Below are 18,411 nucleotides of genomic sequence, written 5' to 3'. Positions count from 1 at the left end.
GGCCGGGCGTTGCCTGCGGGCGCCGGGCGGGCACGCCGGGCATGCGAACGCGGGTTCGCCGCTGTCCGTTTTTCCGGGTGGACAGCCGTCGATTACCCGATAGAATTCCCCCGGAACGCCCCGCCGCGCGGGCGGCCCGACGGGCCGGCGGCGGTAATCTGTTCCGTTTGCGCGACACCGGCATGATTTTTTTGTGACGGGGCGCGAATGATGGTAGTTTTCGGGGTTTTCGAGGGGCGGCGCGCCCGAATGCGCCGCCATGACGAGGCAGACGGCAGCCGGGCAGTGTGTCCGGCCGGAGGGAGAACGGGATGAAAGCAAAGGTAGTGGGCCGGTTCGCAGCGCTCGCGCTGTGCGTGGGTGCATCGGCGGCAGCGGCGAAGGATACGCAGCTCAATGTCTATAACTGGTCGGACTACATTGCGAAGGACACGATCCCGAACTTCGAGAAGCAGACGGGCGTCAAGGTCCGCTACGACAACTACGACAGCGACGACACGCTGCAGGCGAAGCTGCTGACGGGCAGCTCGGGCTACGACATCGTCGTGCCGACCAGCAACTACGCGGGCAAGCAGATCGCCGCCGGCATCTTCGCGCCGCTCGACAAGTCGAAGCTGCCGAACCTCAAGTACCTCGATCCGCAACTGATGGCGCTCGTCGCCGGCGCGGACCCGGGCAACAAGTACTCGGTGCCCTGGGCGTACGGTACGACCGGCCTCGCATACAACCTGACGAAGGCGCAGCAGGCGCTCGGCAAGGTGCCGCTCGACAACTGGGACATCCTGTTCAAGCCGGAAAACCTCGCGAAGCTGAAGACCTGCGGCGTGTCGGTGCTCGACGCGCCCGACCAGATGTTCGCGGCGACGCTGCACTACATCGGCAAGGATCCGATGAGCACGAACCCGGCCGACTACAAGGCCGCGATGGACGTGCTGAAGAAGATCCGTCCGTACATCACGCAATTCAACTCGTCGGGCTACATCAACGACCTGGTCGGCGGCGACATCTGCTTCGCGTTCGGCTGGTCGGGCGACGTCGTGATCGCGAAGCATCGCGCGATCGAGGCGAAGAAGCCGTACAAGGTCGAGTACTACATTCCGAAGGGCGGCGCGCCGGTGTGGTTCGACGTGATGGCGATCCCGAAGGATGCGAAGAACAAGGAAGCCGCGCTGCAGTGGATCAACTACATCGAGGATCCGAAGGTGCACGCGGCGATCACCAACGCGGTGTACTACCCGAGCGCCAATGCCGAGGCACGCAAGTACGTGCGGCCCGACGTCGCGAACGACCCGGCCGTCTACCCGCCGGCCGACGTCGTGAAGACGCTGTTCCTGCTCAAGCCGCTGCCGCCTGAAATCCAGCGTCTGCAGACGCGTCTGTGGACCGAGCTGAAGTCGGGCCGCTGACGCGAGCCGAAGTGAATCAGCAGTCATGAAGCCCCTGGTGCCCCCGGGGGCTTTGTTCGTCTAACGCAGGAGAGAAGCAGCACATCATGAATAGCCAGTCGGGCGCGCCGGTCGCGGGCGCGCCGTTCTCCGTTTCCTCCTCCGGCGCCGATGCGCGCGCCGAGAACTTTGTCCAGATCGTCGACGTCGTCAAGAAATTCGGCGACACCGAAGCCGTGCGCAGCGTCAACCTGACCGTGCGCCAGGGCGAGCTGTTCGCGCTGCTCGGCAGCTCGGGCTGCGGCAAGTCGACGTTGCTGCGGATGCTCGCGGGCCTCGAGACGGTCACGTCGGGCAAGATCCTGATCGACGGCGAGGACCTCGCGCAGATGCCGCCGTACAAGCGGCCCGTGAACATGATGTTCCAGTCGTATGCGCTGTTCCCGCACATGTCGGTCGAGTCGAACGTCGCGTTCGGGCTGAAGCAGGAAGGCACGCCGAAGGCCGAGCTGAAGGCGCGCGTCGCGTCCGCGCTCGAACTCGTGCAGATGGGCAAGTATGCGAAGCGCAAGCCGCATCAACTCTCCGGCGGCCAGCAGCAGCGCGTCGCGCTCGCGCGTTCGCTGGTCAAGCGCCCGAAGCTGCTGCTGCTCGACGAGCCGATGTCCGCGCTCGACAAGCAGATCCGCCAGCGCACGCAGATCGAGCTCGTCAACATTCTGAACAAGGTCGGCGTCACCTGCATCATGGTCACGCACGATCAGGAAGAGGCGATGACGATGGCGAACCGCCTCGCGGTGATGAGCGAAGGCCAGATCGTCCAGATCGGCTCGCCGAACGAAGTGTACGAATACCCGAACAGCCGCTTCTCGGCCGAATTCATCGGCTCGACGAACCTGTTCGACGGCGTGACGGTCGAGGACGAACCCGATCACGTGTACATCGAATCGCCGGAACTGCCGAGCCGGCTGTACGTGAGCCATGGCATCTCCGGCCCGCTCGGGATGCCGGTCACGGTGTCGGTGCGCCCCGAGCGGATCGCGCTCACGCGCAAGCCGCCCGAAGGCGCGTTCAACTGGGCGCGCGGCCGGATCAGCAACGTCGCGTACATGGGCGGCTATTCGCTGTATCACGTGAAGCTCGATGGCGGCAAGACGGTGATCGCGAACGTGTCGAGCCTCGCGATTTCGGAACTCGACACGCCGGCGCTCGGCGACGAGATCTACGTGCGCTGGAGCGCGACCGCCGGCGTGGTGCTGACGTCATGAACGCGTTCAAGTCCCTGCTCGAGTGGCCGGTGCGGCGCTTCAACCTGACGGGCGCGACGGCGGTCGTCGCCGGGCCGTTCACGTGGCTCGTGCTGTTCTTCCTCGTGCCGTTCGTGCTGGTCGTGAAGATCAGCTTCGCGGAGCTGCAGCTCGGCATCCCGCCGTATACGGAGCTTGCATCGTACGCGGACGGCGTCGTGCACATCGCGCTGAACCTGTCGCACTACGCGTTCCTGTTCACGGACAGCCTGTATTTCGCGACCTACGTGAACTCGGTGTGGGTCGCCGCGATCACGACGCTGCTGTGCCTGCTGCTCGGCTATCCGATGGCGTACTACATCGCGCGCTCGAACCCGGCCACCCGCAACCTGCTGATGATGGGCGTGATGCTGCCGTTCTGGACGTCGTTCCTGATCCGCGTGTATGCGTGGATCGGCATCCTGAAGAACAACGGCCTGCTGAACAACTTCCTGATGTGGATCGGGCTCACGCATACGCCGATCGAGCTGTACCGCACCAACTACGCCGTATACATCGGGATGGTGTATTCGTACCTGCCGTTCCTCGTGATGCCGCTCTACGCGCACCTCGTGAAGATGGACCTGCGCCTGCTCGAAGCCGCGTACGACCTCGGCGCGAAACCGTGGAAGGCGTTCGTGCAGATCACGCTGCCGCTGTCGAAGAACGGGATCATCGCGGGTTGCCTGCTGGTGTTCATCCCGGCGGTCGGCGAGTACGTGATTCCGGAGCTGCTCGGCGGCGCGAATACGCTGATGATCGGCCGCGTGATGTGGAACGAGTTCTTCAACAACGCGGACTGGCCGATGGCGTCGGCCGTGACCTGTGCGATGGTGTTGCTGCTGCTCGTGCCGATGGCGATGTTCCAGCACTTCCAGGCGAAGGAACAGGGGGGGCGTCGATGAAGCCGAATCGCTACCTGCAGTTCGCGGCGCTGTTCGTCGGCTTTGCGTTCCTGTACGTTCCGATCATCAGCCTGATCGTCTATTCGTTCAACGAGTCGAAGCTCGTCACCGTGTGGTCGGGCTTCTCGTTCCGCTGGTACGCGGCGCTCGCCGAGGACGACGAGCTGCTGACGGCCGCGTGGCTGTCGCTGAAGATCGGCGTGCTGACCGCGTTCGCATCGGTGTTCATCGGCACGTGGGCCGGCTTCGTGCTCGCGCGGATGGGGCGCTTTCGCGGCTTCGCGCTGTTCAGCGGGATGATCAACGCGCCGCTCGTGATCCCCGAGGTGATCCAGGGGATCTCGCTGCTGCTGCTGTTCATCGAGCTCGCGAAGTGGATCGGCTGGCCGGCCGAGCGCGGCGTGTTCACGATCTGGCTCGGCCACGTGATGCTGTGCATCTCGTACGTCGCGATCATCGTGCAGTCGCGCGTGCGCGAGCTGAACCCGTCGCTGGAAGAGGCCGCGCTCGATCTCGGCGCGACGCCGCTGAAGGTGTTCTTCACGATCACGCTGCCGCTGATCTCGCAGGCGCTGATCGCCGGCTGGCTGCTGTCGTTCACGCTGTCGATCGACGACCTCGTGCTGTCGGCGTTCCTGTCGGGCCCCGGCTCGACGACGTTGCCGCTCGTCGTGTTCTCGCGCGTGCGCCTCGGGCTGAACCCGGAGATGAACGCGCTCGCGACGCTGTTCATCATCGCGGTGACGGCCGGCGTCGTGATCGCGAACTTCGTGATGCTGCGCCAGGAACGCAAGCGGCTGGCGGGGTTCGCGGCCTGACGCGCCGATTGCGGTCGTCATGAAAAACGCCCGGTGCCGACGACGAGTCGGCCCGGGCGTTTCGTTTTGGCAGCGCGTGACGTCGCCTGGGTTTATCCGCCGAACGCAGCCTTGGCCAGCAGCCCGAGTGCGACGCACACGAGCACGGCCGCGAAACCGGCCTGCACGTGCCGCGCGGCGAGGTGGCGCGACGCGCCGCGGCCGGTGGCCATGCCGAGCGCGGTCGCGACGGTGAACCACAGCGTCACGTCGAGCGGCGCGCGCGTGCCGGACACGAGCGTCGCGAGCACGCCGCCCGTGCCGACCAGCGCGATCACCATCAGCGACGTCGCGACCACCCCGTGCATCGACACGTTCGTGAACTTGCGCAGCATCGGCACGATCACGAAGCCGCCGCCGACGCCGAGCAATCCCGTCATCAGGCCGGTGACCGCGCCGGTCGATGCCAGCGCGACGCCCACGGGCCACGACCACACGAGCCGGCCGGTGTCGGGATTGATGCGGCCGACGCACAGCGGTGACGCGTCGGCATCCGCCGCGACCCGCCGCAGCGCCTGTCGCAGCAGGCGGCCGGCGACGACCAGCATCGTCAGCGCGAACAGCGTGAGCAGCAGGCGCTGCGGCAGCACGTGCGCGAGCCGCACGCCGAGGGTGGTCAGCGGCACGCCGGCCACGGCCATCAGCAGCGCCGCGCGGTAGCGCACGAGCCCGCGGCGAAAGCCTTCGAGCGCACCGAGCGCGGCGCTGCCGGCCACCGCGACGAGCGCGACGGGCGTGGCCTGCTGCATCGGCCAGCTCATCCCGACGACGAGCGCGGGCACCGCGAGAATGCCGCCGCCTGCGCCGGTCAGGCCGAGCACGGCGCCCACGAAGCCGCCGAGTACGAGGGAAATCAGCATGACGTCATCGCGCTCCGGTCAACCTGCGATCGCGGGCTTCGCGAGCCATTCGCGGCCCTTGAGCATCGCCTTCCAGTAGAGCGGCGGCAGCACGCGCTCCTTGAGCAGCCACGCGAGCCGCGACGGGCGCTTGCCGTCGATCAGCCAGGCGGGGAAGGTCGGCGCGACCTTGCCGCCGTACAGGAATTCGGCGAGCACGATCTTGCCGCGCTCGACGGTGAGCGGGCACGAGCCGTAGCCGTCGTAGGCGGCGTCGCCGTGCGCGCGGCCGAGCGACGCGAGCAGATTGTGCGCGACGACGGGCGCCTGCTTGCGGGCGGCCGCGGCGGTTTTCGCATTGGTCGTGTTGGTGACGTCGCCGAGCGCATAGATGTCGGCAAACTGCTTGTGCCGCAGCGTCGCCGGATCGACGTCGATCCAGCCGGCCGCGTCGGCGAGCGGGCTCGCGCGCACGAAGTCGGGCGCCTTCTGCGGCGGCACCACGTGGATCATGTCGAACGACCGCTCGACGGTTTCCTTGCCGCCGTCCGGCAGTGCGCGCGAGAACGTCGCGCGGCGCGCGGGCCCGTCGATCGCGACGAGGTTGTGGCCGAACGACAGCGCGATGTCGTAGCTTTTCACGTACTCCATCAGCGCGGGTACGTAGTCGGCGACGCCGAACAGCGCGCCACCCGCATTCAGGAATTCGACGTTCGCGGCGTCGAGGCGCCCCGTGCGCCGCCAGTGATCGCACGACAGGTACATCGCCTTTTGCGGCGCGCCCGCGCACTTGATCGGCATCGGCGGCTGCGTGAACAGCGCATTGCCGCCGCGGAACGCGCGCACGAGTTCCCACGTGTACGGCGCGAGATCGTAGCGGTAGTTCGACGTGACGCCGTTGCGGCCGAGCGTGTCGGCGAGGCCGTCGATCGCGTGCCAGTCGAGCTTGAGCCCCGGGCACACGACGAGCTTGCGATAGCCGATGCGCCGGTAGCCGTCGAGCACGACCGCGTGCGCGTCGGGCTCGAAGCCCGCGACCGCGGCGCGGATGCGCTGCACGCCGCGCGGCAGCACGTCGGTTATCGGCCGCGCGGTGGTCCCGGGCTGGAACACGCCCGCGCCGACCATCGTCCAGCCGGGCTGGTAATAGTGGACGTCGGCGGGATCGATCACCGCGATGTCGAGCGACGCGTCGCGCGCGAGCAGGCTCGACGCGACCGCGATGCCGGCCGCCCCGGCGCCGACGATCACGATGTCGTGCCGTGCGTCCACGGCGGGCGTGCTCTGGCGGCTGTCCTGCGCGATACGCGATGCAAGCGCGCTCAGGTCGTAGCCGGCCGCGCCGGCGGTGGCGACGAGGTCGTCCAGTGGGCGCAGCCCCGCCTGCGACAGCGCCCACAGCGTGGCCGAGCGCGTGCCGCTGCGGCAGTACGCGAGCACGGGCGCGTCGAGCGACGCGACCAGCGCGCCGAATTGCGCGGCCTGGTCGCCGGTCACCTTGCCGGTATCGACCGGCAGGTAATGCACGTCGATGCCGAGCGGCGCGGCGGCCGCGCGGATCTCGGTGACGGTCGGCTGGTCGGCGCCTTCGCCGTCGGGCCGGTTGCAGATGATCGCGCGGATGCCCGCCGCGTGAAGCGCGGGCAGGTCGGCCGCCGCGATCTGCGGCGAGACCGACAGCGCGTCGGTCAGCTTGCGGATGTTTGTCATGTCGGAGTTCTCGGTGGGGTGCGGGCGCTCAGATCGCGTCGAGCGGAATCTTCAGATAGCGCACGCCGTTGTTCTCGGGCTCGGGCAGGTGGCCGGCGCGCATGTTGACCTGCACCGACGGCAGCATCAGCACGGGCATGTCGAGCGTCGCGTCGCGCGCGGTGCGCATCGCGACGAAATCGTCCTCGCTCACGCCGTCCTTCACGTGCACGTTCGCGCGGCGCTGCTCGGCGACGGTCGTCACGAACTGCACGTCGCGCCCGCCCGGCTGGTAGTCGTGGCACAGATACAGGCGCGTGTCGGGCGGCAGCGCGAGCACGCGTGCGATCGAGCGGTACAGCGTGCGCGCGTCGCCGCCGGGGAAGTCGCAGCGCGCGGTGCCGTAGTCGGGCATGAACAGCGTGTCGCCGACGAACGCCGCGCGTTGCGTCGCGTCGTCGACGCAGTAGGTCATGCACGCGGGCGTGTGGCCCGGCGTGTGCAGCGCGCGGATCGTCAGGGCGCCGAGCGCGAGCGTGTCGCCGTCGTCGACGAGCCGGTCGAACTGGCGACCGTCTTGCGCGAAGCCCGGCCCCGCGTTGAACAGCGTGCCGAACACGTGCTGCACGCGGCGCACGTGCGAACCGATCGCGATCTGGCCGCCGACCTGTGCTTTCAGGTACGGCGCGGCCGACAGGTGGTCGGCGTGCACGTGCGTCTCCAGCAGCCAGTGCACGGTCGCGCCGAGTTCGGCGACGCGCGCGATCAGCCGGTCGGCGCTGGCGGTGCGCGTGCGGCCGGATTTCGGATCGTAGTCGAGCACGCTGTCGATCAGCGCGCACGCGCGGCTCGCCGTATCGAGCAGGAGATAGCTGACGGTGTGGGTGGCCGGGTCGAAAAAGCCTTCGACCGACAGGGCGGGGGCGTTGCTCACGGGGTGTCCTCGATCGGGTTCTGCATCTGCAATCGCGATCTTTACCTCAAGAAGCGTGCCAGCCGGCCGCGCGGCGCCGGCCGATGTGGCAGGGACTTGATTCGGCTCGGTTTTTCGGCGCGGTGGCGGCCCGGTGGACGAAACGGCGGCATCTGGTGGCAGACCCGGACTGCCATAACTGGCAGTGTCGTGGCAGAATTGGCAGTCAGCCTGGCAGTCCGTCCGGGCATCCCTTCGCCGAGCGAGCTTCCGCATGCCTCCGCACGACACCATTCCGATCGTTCCCGCACCGCGCCGCGACGCGATGCCGGACGTCCGCGCGCTCGTCGCGTATCTCGAGCAGGACCCGCAGCCGATGATCGTGGTCGATCCCGACTACCGCATCCTCGCGGCGAACGATGCGTACCGGCGCCAGTTCGGTGTAGCCGGCGTCGAGCACGTCGGCCGGCATTGCTTCCAGGTGTCGCATCACTATGACGTGCCGTGCGACCAGGCCGGCGAGCATTGCCCGATGAAGCAGGCGCTCGAGTCGCTCGGGCTGAACCGCGTGCTGCACATCCATCACACGCCGCGCGGCCCCGAACACGTCGACGTCGAGCTGCGGCCGATCTTCGACGCGGACGGCGACGTGATCGCGTACGTGGAGCGGCTGACGACGGTGCGCAGCGCGTCCGCGCAGCCGAGCGCGGAAGGGCTCGTCGGCGGCGCGGACGCGTTCAACGCGGCGCTCGGCGCGCTGCAGCGCGTCGCGCCGTCGACGCTGCCGGTGCTGCTGCTCGGCGAATCGGGCACCGGCAAGGAGCTGTTCGCACGCGCGCTGCACGAGGCGAGCGATCGCGCGATGGGGCCGTTCGTCGTCGTCGATTGCTCCGGGATCGCCGAGACGCTGTTCGAGAGCGAGCTGTTCGGCTACGAGAAGGGCGCGTTCACGGGCGCGAACCAGCGCAAGCCGGGCCTCGTCGAAACCGCGCAGGGCGGCACGCTGTTTCTCGACGAGATCGGCGACGTGCCGTTGCCGATGCAGGTGAAGCTGCTGCGGCTGATCGAATCGGGCACGTTCCGGCGCGTCGGCGGGGTCGAGGCGCTGCGCGCCGATTTCCGGCTCGTCGCGGCCACGCACAAGCCGCTGCGCGAGATGATCGACGACGGCCGGTTCCGGCAGGACCTCTATTACCGGATCAACGCGTTTCCGATTCCGCTGCCGGCACTGCGCGAACGGCGGGGCGACGTCGCGCTGCTGGCCGAATCGATCCTGCGGCGGATCGCGAACGCGCGCGGCAACGCGGGCGACGCACATGCGCGGCCGTTCGTGCTGACCGAGCGCGCCCGTGCGTGCCTCGACGCATATGCATGGCCCGGCAACATCCGCGAGCTGCGCAACGTGCTGGAACGTGCGTGCCTGTTCGCCGATGACGGGACGATCCGCGTCGAGCATCTGCCGGCCGAGCTCGTCGCGGCAGCGGCGGCGCCGCAGGCGCAGGCGGCGGACGCGCGCGGCGTGTCGGATGCGGAGCTGGTCCGTATTGCGCGCACGTTCGCCGGCACGCGCAAGGCGCTGGCCGAGCAGCTCGGATTGAGCGAACGGACGCTGTACCGGCGGATGAAGGCGCTCGGCCTCGGCACGCGCGAGCGCTGAACGGGCAGGTCGCGCGCGACGGGCAGCGGCACGCGGCCTTGCCCCACCCCGACTGGACGGTGCGCGACCACGACCGGGCCGACGCTCGGTCCGTTGCGCGCGATACGGGCGGGGCGGTACGAGTCAAGCACGCTTCGCGATAAAAAATCACAACGGAACAACAATTAATTATCGTTTTACGATAATTATCGACGTACAATCGACGCTCGTTCATTCGTCGTCGAGGACACGTCATGCATTCCGATCGCATCGCCCGTATCAGCCAGCGGATGGCCACCGTCACGCTGGGATTCATCTTCTGCATGCTGGTGCTCAACGCCGCGTGCTGGCTGTTTCCGTCGCTGAGCGCGGCCTCGGGGCCCGGCTTCGTCTTCGGCCTCACGGATTCGGTGCTCTCCAACCTGCATGTGGATGTCGCCGCGTTCCCGTGGTGGCAGAAGGCGGTTGCCATCGTGCTGTCGAGCGTGCCGCTCGTCGCACTCGCAAACGGCCTGCGGCATCTGCGCGCGCTGTTCCGCACCTATGCGCGGCGCGACTATTTCTCCGCACAGGCGGCTGGCCACCTCGGCAAGACGGGGCGGGCGATCGGCCTGTGGGTGGTGCTGAGCCTGCTGTGCGAGCCGCTGCTGAGCGTGTGGGCGACGCTGCGCGAACCGGTCGGCCATCGGGTGGTCAGCGTCGGTTTCACCCTGCCGTACGTGGTCGCGTTGTTCACCGCCGCGTGCATTGCGGTCATCGCGCACATTCTCCGGCAGGCGAGCGAGCTCGACGCCGAGCATCGGCAATTCGTCTGAGGCGCGCGATGACGATCGTAGTCAAGCTCGACGTGATGCTCGCGACGCGCAAGGTCCGCTCGAAGGATCTGGCGGCAGCCGTCGGCATCACCGAACAGAATCTGTCGCTGCTCAAGCAGGGGAAGGTCAAGGGCATCCGCTTCGCGACGCTCGAGGCGATCTGCCGTTATCTCGACTGCCAGCCGGGCGACCTGCTCGCGTTCAGCGATGACGGCGGCGGCGAGCCCGACTGACGCAGCGCGCACGCGGCGTGTCGATGCGGGCGGGCGCCGTCGGTCGCGCGTGGTTGCGCTGGCCGTCGCGGTGTCCGTATCGATCCACGTGGCCGGATGGTTCGTGCTGCAATGGGCGCCGCGGCCGGCCGGCCCGAACACCGGCGAGAAGCCGCGGATCGCGCTGCGTGTCGAGTGGATTCCCGCGCGACCGGCGCCCGAGGTGATCGCACGCGAGACCGGGCGGGCCGGCCCGAGCCCGGGCAGGCGCGGCACCGGACAATCGGCGAAACGTTCCGCGGCGGTGGCGGATGCGCGTAGGGCGGCGCGTTCGTCTCCGGATGCGCCGGGTACGTCGCGCAGGCCAAGCGAAACCCGCGCCGGCCCAAGCGCGGCCGCACACGATGGCCGTCCGGCCACCGCTGCAAGCGCCGATCTCGACTGGCGTCGCGATCTGGACGCGATCGGTGCACGGCAACGCGCGGCGCGCAGTCCGGCGCAGGCGGCGGTCGGCGCGTTGGGCGCATCGTCGGGCGGCGCGGCGCCGCGTCGTCGCACCGTCGATGCACAGCTGGCCGACGGGATATCGAGCGCGCGTCGTGCCGATTGCCGGCATGCGTACGCGGGTGCAGGCCTGCTCGCGTTGCCGATGCTCGCGCTGGACGCGGTTCGCGATACCGGCTGCCAATGGTGAAACGGGCGGCACACGGGAATCCATGTGCCGCCCGCGCGAATCATGCGATCAGCGCGCCGGCGCCAGCTGCGCCATCGCTTCGCGCACGAAACCGAGCAGCGTGTCGTCGGTCCACGAATCCTTCGTCAGCGCCGGCTCGTTCATCAGCGCGTGGCGGAATTTCGCATGCGTGGCCGGATCCTGGCCCGCGTAGCTGCAGAACAGCTCGAGCCAGCGCTGCGCGAGCGCGCGGCCGTGCGGCGAATCGGGCCGCGTGCCCGCATCGATCGCGTCGCGCACGTCGGCCATCAGTTGCGGCCATTCCATCGAGCGTTCGGCGTAGTGCGCGCGCATGAAGCGGATCTCGTCCGGCGTGAGGTATTTCTCGAAGAGCCGCATCTTCGTTTCCGACGAAGCGCGCAGCACATAGTCGCGCAACGCGGTCGAAATGCCGATCTTCGACTGCATCGACGGTTCGTGCTCGTGCATCAGGTTCAGCTTCGCGAGCAAGCGCGGATCGTTGTTCGTGTCGCGCACCAGCAGCGCCATCCAGCGCGCGGCGAGCGCACGGACGCGCTCGTCCTCGGCGGGCACGCCCGCATCGTGCAGCGCACGCACGTCGGCAACGAGCGCGATCCATTCCGCGTCGCCCGCCTGGCTCTTCTGGTACATCGGCAGGCGCGCGAGTTCTTCCTCGGAAAAATATTTGTCGTACACGGTCATCAACTCCAGTGTGGTGAGCCAATCGGCCAGTTCCGGCTCGGTGCCCGCCGTGAGCTGCGCATGCAGGCTCACGAGCCGTTCGCGCAGCTGCGCGGTTTGCGCGAGCTGGCGGTCGAGCGACGCGATCTGTTTCGCGACGACATCGACGAGCGGGGTGCCGGGCCGGTTCAGGTAGTCGCCGATTTCGGCGAGCGACAGTCCGAAGCGACGCAGTGCCTGGATCTGGTGGAGCCGGGCGATGTCGTCGCGGTCGTACAGCCGGTAGCCGTTGTCGGCGCGCGCCGAAGGCGTCAGCAGGCCGATTGCGTGATAGTGATGAAGCGTGCGGACGGTCAGCCCGCTGCGTTTCGCCAGTTCTCCCACTTTCAGCCGCATTCGTTCCTCCGTTCGGTGCGCACACTGGAGTCTCGAACGTTACGCTACGTGAGGGTCAAGCGGAAGATCGGCGATCGGACGCGCGTGTCGGGAATCCGTACGCGCGTCCGATCGAAGGGGCCGGTTATTGCGCCGAAGGGGCGGCCGCGGGCGTGGCGGCGCGTGCCTGCGTGCCGGCCGTGCCGTCGCCGGCCGCGTGGCCGGTTTCAGCGGACTTGTCGCCGGTGTCGGCCGGCGGCGTGCCCATCGCCTGGTACAGCCGCGCGGTATCCGCGAACCGGGCGCCGGTCGCCCGAATCTCGTCGAGCCGCGCATTGCGGTACTGCAACTCGCTCGCGCGCGCGGCCGACGGCGGCAGCGCGCCGAGCCGCACGCGAGCCGCCGCGTCGTCGTACGCGCCCCGCGCGGACAGCGCGGCGCGCGACGACGCCTCGAGCGCCTCCGCGTCGTGCTCGAGCGCCGCGAGCGAATCGGCGACGTTCTGGAACGCGCCGAGCACCGCCTGCTTGTACTGGTCGACCGCGGCCTCGTAGGTCGCCTTCGCCGCGCGGCGCTGGGCGAGCAGCGCGCCGCCGTGAAAGATCGGCTGGCTCAGCGACGCGCCGACGTTCCAGATCGCGCCGGCGCCCGACAGCATCGTCGGCCAGCTGAAGCCGCCTTTGCCCATCGCCGCCGACAGCGACAGTTGCGGAAACATCTGCGCGGTCGCGAGGCCCACTTCGGCGGCGGCGGCCTTCAGCCCCGCGTCGGCGGCCTGGATGTCCGGGCGGCTTCGCAGCAGGTCCGTCGGCACGACGACGGGCACCTGCTCGGGCAGGTGCAGATCGGTGAGCGCGAGATCGGCCGGCGGCCGGTCGGGCGTGCGGCCGACCAGCACCGCGAGCGCATGGCGGGCCGAGTCGCGCTGCTGGCGCAGCGCGGGCAGGCTCGCCGCGAACGTGTCGGCGCTTTGCCGGGCGTTCAGCGCGTCGCCGCGCGAGGCCGAACCGAGCGCGTGGCGTCGCTCGGCGTCGTGCGCCTGGTCGTTCGCGAGCGCGACGAGCCGCTCGGTCGTGTCGATCTGCGCATTGAGCACCGACACGGTGATCGACGCGGTGACGATGTTCGCGGCCAGCGCGCGCCGCGCGGATTCGAGCTGGAACGCGCTGACGTCGACGCGTTTCGCGAGCGCGCGGTTCGCGAAGCGCGACACGCCGAACAGGTCGACCGTATAGCTCGCCTGCAATTGCCCGACGAACGTGTCGTACAGCAGCGTCGGCGCGCCGAGCGCGGGAATCGGCACGCCGAGCGCGCGCTGGCGCGTGGCCTGGCCGCCCGCGTCGATCGACGGCAGCATCGAGCTGCCGATCTGTCCGCGCAACTGTTCGCGCGCGGCATCCAGCGAATGCGACGCCGCGCTCAGCGTCGGGCTGTTGCGCAGCCCTTCGTCGACGAGCGCGTTCAGCGCGTCGGAACGGTACTGTTTCCACCAGTCCGGCACCGGCTGCGCGCCGACCTCGAACTGCTGCGCGACGCCGTGCGCGGACACGGTCTGCTGGACTTGCGGCGCGGCGCCGTAGTGCGCGGGCGCCGGCATCGCGGGCGGCTCGCCGCTCGGCGCGAACCATGCGCAGCCCGCGAGCGGGGCGGCGATGCTCGCCAGCGCGAGCGCGCGCGCGGCTTTCGTTTTCAGGGTCATCGATCGATCCATGGTCAGGCTCCCGACGGCGCGGCAGGCGTGTCGCCAGGCGGCGGGCCGTCCTGCGGGTCGCGTTCGTCGCGCTTCACGCGGAACCACGTCGCGTACAGCGCGGGCAGGTAGAACAGCGTCAGCACGGTCGCGCTCGTGATGCCGCCCATCAGCGCGGTCGCCATCGGCCCGAAGAAGTTCGAGCGCAGCAGCGGGATCAGCGCGAGCACCGCGGCCGCGGCCGTGAGCGTGATCGGCCGGAAGCGCCGCACGGTCGCGCCGATGATCGCGTCGACGCGACCGTGGCCGACCGCGATGTCCTGCTCGATCTGGTCGACCAGGATCACCGAGTTGCGCATGATGATCCCGAACATCGCGATCACGCCGAGCATCGCGACGAAGCCGAACGGCTGGCCGAACAGCAGCAGCGTCGCGACCACGCCGATCAGCCCGAGCGGCGCGGTCAGCACGACCATCAGCACGCGCGAGAAGCTCTGCAGCTGGATCATCAGCAGCGTGAACACGGCGATCGCCATCAGCGGCATCTGCGCGTTGATCGACTTCTGCGCCTTCGCGCTTTCCTCGACCGAGCCGCCGATGTTGATCTGATAGCCGACCGGCAGCTGCGCGCGCAGCGCATTCAGCTTCGCGTCGACCGCATGCGTGACGTCGATGCCCTGCGCGCCGGCGCGCACGTCCGACTGCACGGTGATGGTCGGCTGGCGGTCACGCTCCCACACGACGCCGTATTCGAGCGTCGGCGTGAAGCGGCCGAGCGAGCCGAGCGGCACGGGGCCGTTCGGCGTCGGCAGCGCGAGGCCCGCGAGTTTCGCCGGATCGACGCGGTCGGCCCGCGGCGCGCGCAGGTCGACGGCGATCAGCTTGTCGCGCTCGCGATACTGCGTGACCGTCGTGCCGGACAGCGTCATCGCGAGGAAGCTCGACACGTCCTGCGACGTGACGTTCAGCTCGCGCGCCTTCTTCTGGTCGAGCGCGAAGCGCACCGAGCGTTCGGCCGGTTCGTCCCAGTCGAACTGCACGTTGACCGTGCGCGCATCGCCGCGCATCGTCGCCGCGACCTTCTCGGCGATCGAGCGGACCGTCGCGATGCTGTCGCCGCTCACGCGGAACTGCACCGGATAGCCGACCGGCGGGCCGTTCTCGAGCCGCGACAGGCGCCAGCGCACGGCCGGGAACGTGTCGCGCAGCGTGGTTTCGAGCCAGGTCGCGAGCTTCTCGCGATCCTCGACTGATTTCGCGGTGATCACGAACTGCGCGAAGTTCGGCAGTTGCAACTGCTGGTCGAGCGGCAGGTAGAAGCGCGGCGCGCCGCTGCCGACGAAGTTCACCGCATGGTCGATCTCGGGACGCTTGTCGATCACTTTTTCCAGGCGCTCCGTCTCGCGCAGCGTCGCCGCGAACGACGCACCTTCGGGCAGCCGCAGGTCGACCAGCAGCTCGGGCCGGTCGGAGCTCGGGAAGAACTGCTGCGGCACCAGCGAGAAGCCCATCAGCGCGGCGACGAACAGCGCGCCCGTGATCAGCAGCACGACGAAGCGCCGCTCGATGCACCAGTCGATCCAGCCGCGCAGCCGCCGGTAGAAGCGGGTGTCGTAGATGTCGTGCTCGTGATCGTCGGGCAGGTGCGCCTCGTGCGCGTGGCGCTTGCGCTCGGGCAGCATGTGATAGCCCAGCAGCGGGATCAGCACGACGGCCGCGAACCACGATGCGATCAGCGCGATCGCCGACACCTCGAAGATCGAGCGCGTGTATTCGCCGGTGCTCGATTTCGCGAGCGCGATCGGCAGGAAGCCCGACACCGTGACGAGCGTGCCCGTCAGCATCGGGAACGCGGTGCTGGTGTACGCGAACGCGGCGGCGCGCGCGCGGCTGTAGCCCTGTTCGAGCTTCACGGCCATCATCTCGACCGCGATGATCGCGTCGTCGACGAGCAGCCCGAGCGCCAGCACGAGCGTGCCGAGCGACACCTTGTGCAACCCGATGTCGAACAGGTACATGAACAGCGCGGTGACCGCGAGCACGACCGGAATCGAGATCACGACGACCATCCCGGTACGCAGCCCGAGCGACACGAGGCTCACCACCAGCACGATCGCGACCGCTTCGGCGACGGCTTCGAGGAAGTCGTCGACCGAATGCGCGACCGCGTGCGGCATGCTCGACACCAGCGTCAGCTTCAGGCCTGCCGGCAGTTGCGCCTGCAAGTCCTTCGATTCGGCGTCGAGCGCCTTGCCGAGCCGGATCACGTCGCCGCCCGGCTGCATCGTCACGCCGATGCCGAGCACGGCATGGCCGTTGGTTCGCATCTGTGTAACCTGCGGATCGTCGTAGCCGCGTTTCACGGTCGCGAGATCGCCGAGCCGGAACGTGCGGCCGTTGATGCGGATCAGCGTGTCGGCGATCGCGGCGACGTTGTCGAACTGGCCGCTCGGCCGCACGAACACGCGATCGTCGGCGGTCGTCAGCACGCCGGTCGACGAGATGTCGTTCTGCGCGTTGATCGCCTGCCCGAGCTGCTGCGGCGAGATGCCGAGGCGCGTGAGCTGCGCGTTGTTGACCTCGATGAAGATCCGCTGGTCGGGGTCGCCGAAATAGTCGACCTTGCCGACGCCCGGCACGCGCAGCAGCACGGTGCGCAACTGGTCCGCGTAGTCGTGCAGTTGCGCGGGCGTGAAGCCGTCGCCCTCGAGCGTCCAGATGTTGGTGTAGACGTCGCCGAATTCGTCGTTGAAGAACGGGCCCTGCACGCCGGGTGGCAGCGTGTAGCCGATGTCGCCCACCTTCTTGCGGATCTGATACCAGGTGTCGGGCACGTCCTTCACGGGCGCCGAGTCCTTCATCGTGAAGAAAATCAGCGATTCGCCGGGACGCGAATAGCTGCGCAGGAAGTCGATGGCCGGCGTTTCCTGCAGCTTGCGGCCGATCCGGTCGGTCACCTGTTCCTGCACCTGCCGTGCGCTCGCGCCGGGCCAGAAGGTCCGGATCACCATCACGCGGAACGTGAACGGCGGGTCTTCGGATTGCGCGAGCCGCGTATAGGCGAGGATGCCCGCGAGCGTCGCGAGCGCGATCAGGTAGACGACCAGCGCCTGGTGGCGCAGCGCCCATGCGGACAGGTTGAAGCGGCCTTCTTCGTGGGAGACGCTCACGATGCGAAGTCCTCCGGATGCAGCGGCGCGATCGCGCGCACCTTCTCGCCCGCGCTGACCGTATGCACGCCCTGCAGCACGACGCGCTCGCCCGGCTGCAGCCCATGCGACACGGTAACGGTGCGCTCGTTGAAGCGCGCGACGTCGACGCGGCGCAACTCGAGCGTGTCGTCCTTCGTGCGTACGACCCACACGGCCGGTTGCGCGCCGTCGTGGAACAGCGCGGTCGCGGGCAGCGTGATCGGCTGCGCGTCGCCGGCGACCGGTGCGCCGTCGAACGCGACGTCCGCGGTCATCCCGAGCCGGATCGCCGGATCAGGCGTGCCGAGCGTGAGCTTCACGCGGTAGGTGCGGCTTTGCGGATCGGCGGCCGGCGCGATTTCGCGCACCTTCGCGGCGAACTGGCGGCCCGGCAGCGACGGCAGCGTGACGCTGGCCGTGTGGCCGGGTGCGAGCGACGCGAGCGCGGCTTCGGGCACGTCGCTGACCACATCGACGTCGCCCGACCACGCGAGCTGGTAGACCGGCTGGCCCGCCGACACGTTCTGGCCGGTATCGGCCTGTTCGGCGGTGATGGTGCCCGCATGGTCGGCGACGAGCGTCGCGTAGCGGAGCTGGTTCTTCGCGAGCGCGAGCTGCTGCTGCGCCTGGTCGCGCTGCGCGAGCGCCGACGTGTAGCTGTTCTGCGTCTGTTCGAGCTGCGCGGTCGCGATCAGGTTTTCGCGGGCTTGCGCGCGATCGCGGTCGAGCTGCTGCTTCGCGAACGCGAGGCTGTGCGTCGCGGCATCGAGTTGCGCCTGCGCACTCGCGGCGTTTTTCTCGACGTCGGACGGGTCGAGCAGCGCGACGACCTGGCCGACTTTCACCGTATCGCCGAGCCGCACCCGGCGCTCGATGATCTTGCCGGCGATGCGGAACGACAGCGGAGTCGCATAGCGCGGCTGGATGTCGCCGGGCAACGTGCGCGCGGCCGCGGCGGTGTCGGCCCGCGCGGGCAGCGCGACGACGGGGCGCGGGGAGGGCGGCGCGGATTCTTTTGGATGACAGGCGGCAAGGACGAGCGCGGCGCCGATCAGCAGCGCGGCGCGGGAACCGGAGCGATTCACGAAACCCCCAGGTGAGGTGGAGCGGAACGAGGCCGGCAAGCGCGGCGGGCGCTTGCCCCAGAACGGCGCCGGCATCGGCGCACGCGGACAGACGGACAACATTTTGAGAAACTGTGGCGGATTCTAATACATACCTGTATCTGAATGCAAAAATGAAT

At 68.8% G+C, this 18,411-nt stretch carries 15 protein-coding genes; 8 read left to right on the top strand and 7 right to left on the bottom strand.

Annotation, left to right across the window (positions count from 1 at the left end):
• The first annotated feature begins 311 nt into the window (after window positions 1-311).
• From MMB92_RS24245 to MMB92_RS24230, 4 genes are all read left to right on the top strand, one after another.
• Window positions 312-1,406, top strand: coding sequence for a polyamine ABC transporter substrate-binding protein (locus MMB92_RS24245; protein WP_006497200.1), 1,095 nt, complete (start codon window positions 312-314; stop codon window positions 1,404-1,406).
• 86 nt (window positions 1,407-1,492) lie between these two features.
• Window positions 1,493-2,653 carry a polyamine ABC transporter ATP-binding protein gene (gene potA / locus MMB92_RS24240; RefSeq protein WP_006488129.1) on the top strand — a complete coding sequence of 387 codons (1,161 nt, stop codon included), beginning with the start codon at window positions 1,493-1,495 and terminating at the stop codon, window positions 2,651-2,653.
• Window positions 2,650-3,576, top strand: coding sequence for an ABC transporter permease subunit (locus MMB92_RS24235; protein WP_006488137.1), 927 nt, complete (start codon window positions 2,650-2,652; stop codon window positions 3,574-3,576). The genes potA and MMB92_RS24235 overlap by 4 nt, the downstream gene beginning before the upstream one ends.
• The gene (locus MMB92_RS24230) at window positions 3,573-4,394 is read left to right on the top strand and encodes an ABC transporter permease subunit (protein ID WP_006488141.1); all 822 of its coding nucleotides are present in this window, start codon (window positions 3,573-3,575) and stop codon (window positions 4,392-4,394) included. The genes MMB92_RS24235 and MMB92_RS24230 overlap by 4 nt, the downstream gene beginning before the upstream one ends.
• Window positions 4,395-4,486: 92 nt before the next feature.
• Here MMB92_RS24230 and MMB92_RS24225 read toward each other — a convergent pair whose 3' ends face one another.
• From MMB92_RS24225 to MMB92_RS24215, 3 genes are read right to left on the bottom strand one after another with little or no spacing between them, the layout of a single operon-like run.
• Entirely contained in the window at window positions 4,487-5,293 is an 807-nt protein-coding gene (locus MMB92_RS24225) for a sulfite exporter TauE/SafE family protein (protein ID WP_277562994.1), read from the bottom strand.
• 18 nt (window positions 5,294-5,311) lie between these two features.
• A complete protein-coding gene (locus MMB92_RS24220) occupies window positions 5,312-6,982 on the bottom strand; it encodes a bifunctional protein tyrosine phosphatase family protein/NAD(P)/FAD-dependent oxidoreductase (RefSeq protein ID WP_277562993.1) in 1,671 nt (556 codons plus the stop codon).
• Window positions 6,983-7,010: 28 nt separating this feature from the next.
• On the bottom strand, window positions 7,011-7,895 hold the full coding sequence (locus tag MMB92_RS24215) for an MBL fold metallo-hydrolase (protein ID WP_062884505.1): 885 nt from the start codon (window positions 7,893-7,895) through the stop codon (window positions 7,011-7,013).
• A 253-nt stretch (window positions 7,896-8,148) separates the two neighbouring features.
• Between MMB92_RS24215 and MMB92_RS24210 the strand changes: the two genes are divergently transcribed.
• From MMB92_RS24210 to MMB92_RS24195, 4 genes are all read left to right on the top strand, one after another.
• Window positions 8,149-9,531 carry a sigma 54-interacting transcriptional regulator gene (locus tag MMB92_RS24210; RefSeq protein ID WP_264835748.1) on the top strand — a complete coding sequence of 461 codons (1,383 nt, stop codon included), beginning with the start codon at window positions 8,149-8,151 and terminating at the stop codon, window positions 9,529-9,531.
• A gap of 233 nt (window positions 9,532-9,764) precedes the next feature.
• Entirely contained in the window at window positions 9,765-10,325 is a 561-nt protein-coding gene (locus MMB92_RS24205) for a DUF2975 domain-containing protein (RefSeq protein ID WP_112751518.1), read from the top strand.
• Between the two features lie 8 nt (window positions 10,326-10,333).
• A complete protein-coding gene (locus tag MMB92_RS24200; protein WP_006488139.1) occupies window positions 10,334-10,558 on the top strand; it encodes a helix-turn-helix transcriptional regulator in 225 nt (74 codons plus the stop codon).
• A 70-nt stretch (window positions 10,559-10,628) separates the two neighbouring features.
• Entirely contained in the window at window positions 10,629-11,231 is a 603-nt protein-coding gene (locus MMB92_RS24195; RefSeq protein WP_260433680.1) for a hypothetical protein, read from the top strand.
• Between the two features lie 48 nt (window positions 11,232-11,279).
• On the opposite strand, the gene MMB92_RS24190 is transcribed toward MMB92_RS24195, so the two are convergent.
• From MMB92_RS24190 to MMB92_RS24175, 4 genes are all read right to left on the bottom strand, one after another.
• A complete protein-coding gene (locus MMB92_RS24190) occupies window positions 11,280-12,308 on the bottom strand; it encodes a MerR family transcriptional regulator (protein ID WP_034201736.1) in 1,029 nt (342 codons plus the stop codon).
• Window positions 12,309-12,432: 124 nt separating this feature from the next.
• A complete protein-coding gene (locus tag MMB92_RS24185; protein WP_277562992.1) occupies window positions 12,433-13,998 on the bottom strand; it encodes an efflux transporter outer membrane subunit in 1,566 nt (521 codons plus the stop codon).
• Window positions 13,999-14,000: 2 nt separating this feature from the next.
• Window positions 14,001-17,147 carry an efflux RND transporter permease subunit gene (locus MMB92_RS24180; protein ID WP_058901491.1) on the bottom strand — a complete coding sequence of 1,049 codons (3,147 nt, stop codon included), beginning with the start codon at window positions 17,145-17,147 and terminating at the stop codon, window positions 14,001-14,003.
• Window positions 17,144-18,253 (bottom strand): efflux RND transporter periplasmic adaptor subunit, encoded by a 1,110-nt coding sequence (locus tag MMB92_RS24175; RefSeq protein ID WP_212111906.1) that lies wholly within the window; start codon window positions 18,251-18,253, stop codon window positions 17,144-17,146. Before MMB92_RS24175 ends, MMB92_RS24180 begins: the two co-directional genes overlap by 4 nt.
• Window positions 18,254-18,411 lie beyond the last annotated feature (158 nt).

It is taken from the genome of Burkholderia sp. IO2 (assembly GCF_029522185.1).
GTDB classification, from domain to species: domain Bacteria; phylum Pseudomonadota; class Gammaproteobacteria; order Burkholderiales; family Burkholderiaceae; genus Burkholderia; species Burkholderia cenocepacia.
Note: the sequence above shows the minus strand (reverse complement) of the source record. Positions and strands in the feature narration are given on the sequence as shown.

What these genes read in the sequence shown, in the direction of transcription:
- MMB92_RS24230 (WP_006488141.1), top strand. Translation starts at nt 3,573, where the DNA reads ATGAAGCCGAATCGCTACCTGCAGTTCGCGGCGCTGTTCGTCGGCTTT.
- MMB92_RS24200 (WP_006488139.1), top strand. Translation starts at nt 10,334, where the DNA reads ATGACGATCGTAGTCAAGCTCGACGTGATGCTCGCGACGCGCAAGGTC.
- MMB92_RS24210 (WP_264835748.1), top strand. Translation starts at nt 8,149, where the DNA reads ATGCCTCCGCACGACACCATTCCGATCGTTCCCGCACCGCGCCGCGAC.
- MMB92_RS24190 (WP_034201736.1), bottom strand. Translation starts at nt 12,308, where the DNA reads ATGCGGCTGAAAGTGGGAGAACTGGCGAAACGCAGCGGGCTGACCGTC.
- MMB92_RS24205 (WP_112751518.1), top strand. Translation starts at nt 9,765, where the DNA reads ATGCATTCCGATCGCATCGCCCGTATCAGCCAGCGGATGGCCACCGTC.
- potA (WP_006488129.1), top strand. Translation starts at nt 1,493, where the DNA reads ATGAATAGCCAGTCGGGCGCGCCGGTCGCGGGCGCGCCGTTCTCCGTT.
- MMB92_RS24245 (WP_006497200.1), top strand. Translation starts at nt 312, where the DNA reads ATGAAAGCAAAGGTAGTGGGCCGGTTCGCAGCGCTCGCGCTGTGCGTG.
- MMB92_RS24225 (WP_277562994.1), bottom strand. Translation starts at nt 5,293, where the DNA reads ATGCTGATTTCCCTCGTACTCGGCGGCTTCGTGGGCGCCGTGCTCGGC.
- MMB92_RS24235 (WP_006488137.1), top strand. Translation starts at nt 2,650, where the DNA reads ATGAACGCGTTCAAGTCCCTGCTCGAGTGGCCGGTGCGGCGCTTCAAC.
- MMB92_RS24185 (WP_277562992.1), bottom strand. Translation starts at nt 13,998, where the DNA reads ATGGATCGATCGATGACCCTGAAAACGAAAGCCGCGCGCGCGCTCGCG.
- MMB92_RS24220 (WP_277562993.1), bottom strand. Translation starts at nt 6,982, where the DNA reads ATGACAAACATCCGCAAGCTGACCGACGCGCTGTCGGTCTCGCCGCAG.